This window comes from Enterococcus villorum, assembly GCF_007990225.1.
Lineage (GTDB): Bacteria > Bacillota > Bacilli > Lactobacillales > Enterococcaceae > Enterococcus_B > Enterococcus_B villorum.
Genome location: NZ_BJWF01000029.1, coordinates 25,872 through 34,893 on the forward strand (window position 1 = coordinate 25,872; position 9,022 = coordinate 34,893).

The 9,022-nt window shown below is 35.6% G+C and carries 6 protein-coding genes and 1 pseudogene; 6 read left to right on the top strand and 1 reads right to left on the bottom strand.

Annotation, left to right across the window (positions count from 1 at the left end; all coding sequences use genetic code 11):
- Nucleotides 1-179: 179 nt before the first annotated feature.
- From EVI01_RS09865 to EVI01_RS09890, 6 genes and pseudogenes are all read left to right on the top strand, one after another.
- A complete protein-coding gene (locus tag EVI01_RS09865; RefSeq protein WP_010751793.1) occupies nucleotides 180-665 on the top strand; it encodes a ferrous iron transport protein A in 486 nt (161 codons plus the stop codon).
- A 2-nt stretch (nucleotides 666-667) separates the two neighbouring features.
- Nucleotides 668-2,805 (top strand): annotated as a pseudogene (gene feoB, locus EVI01_RS09870) (ferrous iron transport protein B).
- Entirely contained in the window at nucleotides 2,806-2,937 is a 132-nt protein-coding gene (locus tag EVI01_RS09875) for a hypothetical protein (protein ID WP_010751790.1), read from the top strand.
- A 493-nt stretch (nucleotides 2,938-3,430) separates the two neighbouring features.
- Nucleotides 3,431-4,063, top strand: a complete 633-nt coding sequence (locus tag EVI01_RS09880; protein WP_010751789.1) for a GntR family transcriptional regulator — start codon at nucleotides 3,431-3,433, stop codon at nucleotides 4,061-4,063.
- Between the two features lie 201 nt (nucleotides 4,064-4,264).
- Nucleotides 4,265-5,458 carry a quaternary amine ABC transporter ATP-binding protein gene (locus EVI01_RS09885; RefSeq protein ID WP_010751788.1) on the top strand — a complete coding sequence of 398 codons (1,194 nt, stop codon included), beginning with the start codon at nucleotides 4,265-4,267 and terminating at the stop codon, nucleotides 5,456-5,458.
- Nucleotides 5,451-7,178 (top strand): ABC transporter permease/substrate binding protein, encoded by a 1,728-nt coding sequence (locus tag EVI01_RS09890; protein ID WP_010751787.1) that lies wholly within the window; start codon nucleotides 5,451-5,453, stop codon nucleotides 7,176-7,178. The genes EVI01_RS09885 and EVI01_RS09890 overlap by 8 nt, the downstream gene beginning before the upstream one ends.
- A 198-nt stretch (nucleotides 7,179-7,376) precedes the next feature.
- Here the strand turns inward: EVI01_RS09890 and EVI01_RS09895 are convergent, their stop codons facing one another.
- A complete protein-coding gene (locus EVI01_RS09895; protein ID WP_010751786.1) occupies nucleotides 7,377-8,429 on the bottom strand; it encodes an alpha/beta hydrolase in 1,053 nt (350 codons plus the stop codon).
- Between the last annotated feature and the right edge of the window lie 593 nt (nucleotides 8,430-9,022).

Sequence of the window (9,022 nt, forward strand, 5' to 3'; positions counted from 1 at the left end):
CCCAATGCCAAATCAGTTAAATAAATCTTCGCTCATAATATCACAAAACCCATTGACTTTCTCAATTGGAGAAGGTATTCTTTGTGAGAATAATTCTCAATAAATGTTTCGGAATAAAAATTAATTCTCAAAATGGACGTAGGTAGTTGAGTGGATTTTTTTACAGGAAAGGGATAGAAATGAAGCCTTTAAATTCGTTGTCTTTAGAAGAAGCAAAATTAAATCTGGTATATCAAATTGAAAAAATACATACTAGTAATGTTGTAAAAAAGCATTTACAAAATTTAGGCATAATATTGGGGAGTAAGGTGGTCGTCATCAATCGTTCTGGTAATCATGCCATTCTCCTATTGAAAAATAATCGCATAGCAATTGATCGAGAATTATTAACCCAGATTTTTGTGAAAAAAAATGAACTTGTTGAAGACAATTGGACTTCTTTAGAACAACTTACGCCAGGAGAGAGTGGGATAGTCGTTGGTATTCATGGCAAAGGAGCAGTTAAACGACGGCTAATGGATATGGGTGTGACGAAAAATGTTCGACTGACGGTTCGAAAATTAGCCCCATTAGGAGATCCCATAGAAATTACATTAAGAGGATATGAGTTAACCCTTCGTAAAGAAGAAGCGATGCTGATCCTTGTGCAAAAAGAGGTGCAGTAAAAATGAAGGTCGCATTAGTGGGAAATCCCAATAGCGGAAAAAGTAGTTTATTCAATGCATTAACTGGTGCCAATCAATATGTAGGAAATTGGCCCGGTGTAACGGTGGAAAAAAAAGAAGGCTGTCTAAAGAAAAATCCTTCGATTCAACTACAAGATTTGCCAGGAATTTATTCGTTATCTCCTTACACACCAGAAGAAGTGATTGCAAGAAACTATCTTATTCATGAACGTCCTGATTTGATCATCAACATTGTGGATGCCACGAATTTAGAAAGAAATCTCTATTTGACTACTCAGTTATTAGACTTAGATATTCCAGTCATTGTTGGCCTGAATATGATGGATGTGATTAAAAAAATGGGCGAAAAATCAATGTAGAAAAACTAAGTTATGGTTTAGGTGTGCCGGTCGTACCTATCAGTGTCTTAAAAAAAGATGGGATAGATAAGCTTACAGAAAAAATACTACGTGCATCTATTCATAAGGACAAAAAATTTATCTGTTCGCTACCAGGTAACTATGATGACCGCTTAGAAGCATCGCTCCACGAAATTGAAAGTATTTTAGGAGAAAATAAAGCCTTTCGTCGCTGGTATGCGATTAAATATTTTGAGCGAGATAGCCAATTATGGGAAAAACAAGAATTAACCATGAAGCAGAAAAAAGAAATCGAACAATTAATTGCGTTGACAGAAAAAATAATTGGTGAAGATAGTGAAACGATTATGATTAATGAGCGCTACGAGTGGTTATCTCAACTGACGGCACTTTGTGTGGTAGACACGCATTCGTTTCAATTATCTATTAGTGATAAGATTGATCAAATTGTGACCAATCGTTGGTTAGCATTACCAATTTTCGCTTTTGTGATGTGGTTCGTTTATTATGTAGCGATCCAAACAATTGGAACAACGGGGACGGATTGGGTGAATGATACGTTATTTGGTCATTGGATTCCACAGCATGTCGAAAATATACTGGCAAACTGGCAAGTCGCCTCCTGGATGCAACAACTGATTCTTCACGGCATTATTGCAGGAGTTGGAGCAGTTTTAGGTTTTCTGCCACAGTTAATTGTCTTGTTTTTATGCTTAAGCTTTTTAGAAGACTGTGGATACATGTCAAGAATCGCTTTTGTGATGGATCGGTTGTTTCGAAAATTTGGTCTTTCAGGAAAATCTTTTATTCCTATGTTGATTGCTACAGGATGTGGTGTGCCTGGAGTAATGGCTAGTCGCACAATAGAAAATGAACAAGATCGACGTTTGACGATTATGGTAACGACCTTTATGCCTTGTTCTGCAAAGTTACCTATCATTGCGTTGATTGCAGGGGCATTTTTCCCTCATGCCTCTTGGGTAGCACCGTCTGCTTATTTTTTAGGAATGAGCTCAATTGTTTTCTCGGGGATTATGCTGAAAAAAACTAAGCTTTTTGCTGGGGATACTACGCCATTTATTATGGAATTGCCTGCTTACCATTTGCCACAATGGTCAATGATTTTACGACAAACCTTTGATCGAAGTCTGTCATTTGTAAAAAAAGCAGGGTCCATTATCTTTGTTTCTAGTACTTTGATATGGTTTTCTTCTTCTTATAATTTCCATGGACAAGCTGTATCAGAAGATCAAAGTATCTTAGCGGGCTTTGGACGTATGGTGGCGCCAGTTTTTCAACCACTTGGCTGGGGTAATTGGCAAGGAACAGTGGCAACGATCACGGGGTTAGTAGCAAAAGAAAATATTATTGGGACTTTTGGAATTTTATTTGGGCAAAAACAGGTAGCAGAAAATGGTCATGAAATTTGGCAAGTATTACAAAATACTTATACTGCGGCGGCGGCTTATTCCTTATTAGCTTTCAATCTGCTTTGCGCCCCATGTTTTGCAGCTATTGGTGCGATTCATCGGGAAATGAATTCAAAAAAATGGACGCTTATAGCAGTAGGATATCAATGTGGTTTTGCTTATTTCGTAAGTTTTGTTATCTACCAGTTTGCGCATTTGCTAGAAGGTGGGCATCTTGTCATTTCAACTTATCTAGCTGTCTTACTTTTATTATTTATGGGCTATGCCTTACTGAAAAAGCAACTCAAAGAACAAAAAATAGTAACGATTACATTAGAAGGTGGCGCTTAAATGGCAACATTTTTACTCAGTCTATTGATTTTTGGAACTGCTGGATATATCGTGTACTCTCGGATAAAAACTGGAAAAAGCTGTGATGAATGCAAAAGTGCCTGTCCAGTAAAGAAAGTTCAAAAAAAGTAATTATACTAACGAAATGGATAGAGAAACTTTGATGTTACTCCTACATTGTGAATATTTTGTATAAGCTAGAAACGAGCAAGATCAAGCATCATTCAAGGATGACATAAAAAAGTTCTCAGTAAATAGAAAAAATTATAGCACTTCTAGGTTGGATTTTAGTCTAACTTAGAAGGCTTTATTTTTTCTTGTTTGGAGAAAATTAACCTTGTCAAAATGTATTCACAATGAAAATGACAACATTAAAATCTATTTTTCAAAATAGAGGCAACTGTTTTGGAAATCTGTACTTACTTGTTTGGATCACGATCTATTGCTGGTGTTTAAAAAGCAACTCCTCAACAACAAGTCCTGATTTTCCAAAATATAAGAAGCTGAAAATCATTTCTTATTTGCTCGGAGCTTCCAGCTTTTTTACAACCTTCTTAAGTTTTTTTGCTTATTTCGTTGCTCCATAGTAAGATGTAACTGAAAAAGAGAAGAAAGAGGAATAAATATGACTGGAAAGAAAAGAGTTGTTCGTCCGAGATACCAACAAATCGCTGTAGATTTGGCAGAACGGATTGTGGAAAATCGTTATCAAATTGGTGAAAAAATTCATGCAAGATCCACTTTAGCAAGTGCATATAACGCTTCTCCAGAAACCACAAGAAAAGCCATCAATGTGCTAGTTGATCTAGGAATTATGGAAGTTCGTCATGGCAGTGGCGCATTTGTTGCATCAAAAGAAAAAGCAAAAGATTTTTTATTACAATACCAAGATGTCCAGTCGATCCAAGAAACGAAAGCTGAAATCATGGCAAGTGTGGAGAAACAACAAGAAGAGTTGAATCATTTTTCGCAATTACTTGATCAATTAGTTAGCCAGACGAAACGGATACATAAAATGAATCCATTATTGCCCTTTGAATTAACATTAACAAAAGAGGCGGTTCATCTTGATCAATCAATCAGTGAGTTAAATATTTGGCAAGCAACAGGAGCTACAGTGATCGCTATTTCTCATAAAGAAGAATTACTCGTTTCTCCTGGTCCGTATGCGAAGTTTACGGCAGGCGATACCGTCCATTTTATCGGAAATGAATATACTTTACAAAGAATGACCAATTTTTTCTATCCTGAAAATTAATTTTCTCTGTCATTTTATATTTATAATCAAATTTTAATCTTGGATAATCCTTATAAGTAGCGGATTACCCAAGTTTTTTTGCTTTTCATTAAAATAAAGCATCTTCGATTTTTGACAAAGTGACTACACGGTGTTAGCATAGTGTAGTCACTTTTTTCAGAAAGAAAAATGAATTTACATAAAAGGAAAAGGAGAATTTGTTTGGTAAAGGTAGAAGTAAAAAATTTAACAAAAATATTTGGTAAAAAGACCCAAGTTGCTTTAGAAATGATGAAAAATCATCAACCCAAAACGGATATATTGAAGAAAACAGGAGCAACAGTAGGTGTTTATAACGCAAGTTTTGATGTTCAAGAAGGTGAAATTTTTGTTATCATGGGGCTTTCTGGCAGTGGGAAATCAACATTGATTCGTTTATTGAATCGGTTGATTGAACCTACAGCAGGTAATATTTATATCGATGGTGAAGACATTTCGACTTTAAGTAAAGAAGAACTTCGTGAAGTACGTCGCCACAAGATTAATATGGTTTTCCAAAATTTTGGATTATTCCCGCATCGAACGATTCTAGAAAATACAGAATATGGATTAGAAGTGCGTGGCGTACCAAAAGAAGAGCGACAACAAAAAGCAGAAAAAGCATTGGAAAACTCTAGTTTACTTTCATTTAAAGATCAATACCCCAATCAATTATCTGGTGGGATGCAACAACGTGTTGGACTAGCTAGAGCTTTGGCAAATGACCCAGAAATTCTATTGATGGATGAAGCATTTTCTGCGCTTGATCCATTGATTCGTCGCGAAATGCAAGATGAGTTACTTGATTTGCAAGCAAACGTGCAAAAAACAATTATCTTCATTACCCATGATCTAAATGAAGCACTACGCATCGGTGATCGTATTGCGTTAATGAAAGACGGCGAAATCATGCAGATTGGTACAGGAGAAGAAATCTTGACTCACCCAGCCAACGATTATGTACGAGAATTTGTTGAAGAAGTCGATCGCTCAAAAGTGCTAACGGCTCAAAACATTATGGTTCCTGCATTGACGACGAACATTGAGTCAGACGGGCCAAACGTTGCCTTAACTAGAATGCGTAATGAAGAAGTAAGTATGTTGATGGCCGTAGATAGAAAACGCCATTTAAAAGGGATTATTACGGCAGATCAAGCATTAGAAGCAAAACGTCAAAAACGTCCGTTGATTGATTTCTTAGATGAAAACGTCACGGTTATTGGAAAAGATATGGTTGTCAGTGATATCTTTAATATCATTTATGACTCACCAACTCCGCTAGCAGTTGTGGATAATGGCAAATTAAAAGGTGTTGTTATTCGAGGCAGTGTAATCGAAGCATTAGCGGAAAACAGTGAGGTGAGTGAAAATGAATAATTTATTAAACTATCAACTACCAGTAGCTGATTGGGTAGAACATATCACTGAGTGGTTTACAACGACTTTTGCAGGTTTGTTTTCATTCCTACAAACAATTGGTCAGGCAGTCATGTCAGGAATCACTAATTTACTTTTAGTGATCCCAGCACCATTGTTTATCATAATTTTAACAGTGATTGCTTTCTTTATTTCTAAAAAACGTCCAGGATTAACTTTATTTACTTTAATTGGATTATGGTTTATTTATAACCAGGGTTTATGGACCGATTTGATGAATACAGTCACACTCGTATTACTATCCAGTGTCATTTCAATTGTTATTGGTGTGCCATTAGGAATTTTAATGGCTAAAAGTAGTAAAGCACAAAGTATCATTAAACCGATCCTTGATTTTATGCAGACGATGCCAGGGTTTGTTTACTTGATTCCAGCAGTTGCTTTCTTTGGAATTGGCATGGTTCCAGGGGTATTTGCTTCTGTTATCTTTGCTTTACCACCAACCGTTCGTTTTACTAATCTAGGGATTCGCCAAGTCCCAAAAGAATTAGTAGAAGCATCTGATTCTTTTGGTAGTACAAGTTGGCAAAAATTGTTCAAGTTAGAATTACCTCTTGCTAAGAGCACGATCATGGCTGGGATTAATCAAACAACGATGTTATCTCTTTCCATGGTAGTCATTGCTTCGATGATCGGAGCACCTGGTTTAGGACGTGGCGTGTTATCCGCTTTGCAACGTGCTCAAGTAGGGAATGGATTTGTTAATGGGGTTGCTCTAGTTATCTTAGCGATTATCATTGACCGTTTTACACAACATTTGAATCAGCCAAATAATAAAAAGGCTACAGGAGCAGCCAAACAAAAAAATAAAAAAAGACAAGGAATCCTTATCGGAGCAATTGTTGTTGTCCTTTTAGGTGCAATTGGATTAGGTAGTCTATCCAATACTAAAGAAACGAAGAAAATCAATTTATCCTATGTCGAATGGGATACAGAGGTTGCTTCAACCAATGTTGTAGCTGAAGTTCTAAAAGGTATGGGGTATGATGTAACGATCACTCCGTTAGATAACTCAATCATGTGGGAATCTGTTTCAAAAGGTGAATCAGATGGGATGGTTTCCGCTTGGTTACCAAAAACTCATGGTTCGCAGTATGCACAATACAAAGATCAAGTCGATGATCTAGGGGCTAATTTAACTGGTGCTAAAGTAGGAATAGCTGTACCAAGTTATATGAATGTCAACTCTATTGAGGAACTTACAGATCAAGCAGGTAAAAAAATTACAGGGATTGAACCAGGAGCGGGAGTAGTAACGGCTGCTGAAAATACCATCAAACAATATGATAATTTAAAAGATTGGACAGTAGAAACTTCTTCTTCAGGTGCGATGACTGTGGCATTAGGCCAAGCAATCAAAAAACAAGAGCCAATTGTTATTACTGGCTGGACACCGCATTGGATGTTTGCTAAATATGATTTGAAATATTTAGCAGATCCTAAAAAAGCGATGGGGAATGCGGAAGAAATCCATACAATTGTACGTAAAGGATTAAAAGAAGACCAACCAGAAGCCTATAAGGTGCTAGATCATTTTCATTGGTCAGAAAAAGATATGGAGAAGGTCATGTTAGAAATTAATAATGGCAAAGATCCTCAACAAGCAGCGCAAGACTGGATCAAAGAAAACCAAAAAACAGTCGATAGCTGGAAAGAATAAAAATAATCCGATTTGAATGGGTTCACGGATGGAATAACAACTAAAAAATAATATTTTTGACTAAACAGTATGCAAAAGATATGTTTTTATTTATAAGTAAAAGCGAAAGAGCAATAGAGGGGATCTATGCTCTTTCGCTTTTCTATTTTGTTTTTTCAGTATAAGTGTAAATCAAAGGATGCCTTTGTTAAACGATCGTTAGTTTCGGTGTTCAGCTAAAAATAGTTTAGAATCTTCTAGTGCTTTTTGAGCAGCCGATGTAGATAAGTCAAATTGAAATTCATGACCTTGGGTACCGTATTCATCCTCAGGACAAAAGAAGCTATCTGTTTTTACGCCTAATTCTTTTAAAGTGTGAACTAAAGCTTCACCTTGTTCAGTAAATGAATTGGCATTTCCATCGGTGATATAAGAAGGTGGGAATTTTTCTGTCACATAGTCTTTAATCGTCATGCTCTTTATTGAAGGAGAGTTATACCAGTTCTTAGTGCCACTTAATGCCCATCCTACATACTTCCATATAATTTTAAAAGACGCATCATTCGTCAAAGCAGTGCTATTTAGATCATAGAAACCGCAGTATAATAAATTACCTTTAATACTTGACTCATTTAGAACTTGTTCAATATTAAGAGATTCTCTGTAATTTGGATTTGTTTGAGTCAATGAAAATTGTGCAGCCAATTGCCCCCCTGCAGAATCACCTGCCATGAAGAGATTATCAAGGTTGATCCCGAGGTTTGCAGTTTTCAGATAAGAGACAAATTCGCTTATTTGGATCAGTTGACTAGGGTAAGTGGCCTCTGGTGCTAGTTCATAATCAATTGAAGCAATGGTATAACCGTTAGAGGCTAGTTCGTCAAGGTAATTTTGGATGCTAGGATCTGCTTTTCCCCCACCTATGAAAGCACCTCCGTGAACCCAAATAATGGTTGGCGAATCTTTTAATTTATTTTTTGGTACATATAAATCGAATGTGTTGTTATTGTAACTGGATGGATACACAAGATTTGTGTGGATAGTATTACCTCTTTCTGTTGTAATTACTTTGTCTCTATTGTCATTGGGAATTTGAAAAATCAATGTTCTCAAAAAAACAATTTGCGCCTTTAATTCTAGATCAATGGCTTGTGGTTGAGATGAGTTAGTTAGTGTGTTAGCGAATACTTGGTTATTCTTACTAGAAAAAGAGAAGGTAATACATAAAATAATAGAAGTTACTACTCCGAACAATAAACTAATTTTTTTCATTTTTTCCTCCATATTGTAAAATATTTTTTTAATTCATTAAAAATAGTATTTGGTACCTGAACAATTTCTTTTCAATACTAGTATATAAGTGGTTACGGTTACAAAACTCCCGATAAAATAATGCTTTTATTTTTCTCAACAGATAACAAAAAATATTACGAAGTTAATATAACAAAAAGACAGATAGGGGTGTTTAAAAACTCATAATCGTTTCTTTTACACGCATAAGTGTTTTGTCAGATTTCCTTATATAGATAAAACAATTCTAGGTCTTTATCAGGAGAGAGGAGCATTCAAAAAATACAAAGAAGAATATGTTCTTTAACATTTAAATTTTTTAGAGTAACGATGCGGGGGTATCAAGAAAAGTTCTTAATGAAATGAATAAACAAAATGTTTTTCAAAGATCCTAAAAGATGAAAGACCAGAGAGTACATACGTTTTATAGTATAAAAGTAGCCATATATTCAAATATTTCCATATAAAATTGATCAGTGGCTTTGAATGGTGCGTCATTAATCTGGTTACTTTTATTAAAAAGGTAAAATAAATTGCATACCCAAATTTTATACCTGAAAAACAAAAAATGTCAT

Excerpts from the sequence above, each read along its gene's own strand:
- EVI01_RS09875 (WP_010751790.1), top strand. The coding sequence starts at position 2,806 with ATGGCAACATTTTTACTCAGTCTATTGATTTTTGGAACTGCTGGATAT.
- EVI01_RS09865 (WP_010751793.1), top strand. The coding sequence starts at position 180 with ATGAAGCCTTTAAATTCGTTGTCTTTAGAAGAAGCAAAATTAAATCTG.
- EVI01_RS09890 (WP_010751787.1), top strand. The coding sequence starts at position 5,451 with ATGAATAATTTATTAAACTATCAACTACCAGTAGCTGATTGGGTAGAA.
- EVI01_RS09895 (WP_010751786.1), bottom strand. The coding sequence starts at position 8,429 with ATGAAAAAAATTAGTTTATTGTTCGGAGTAGTAACTTCTATTATTTTA.
- EVI01_RS09880 (WP_010751789.1), top strand. The coding sequence starts at position 3,431 with ATGACTGGAAAGAAAAGAGTTGTTCGTCCGAGATACCAACAAATCGCT.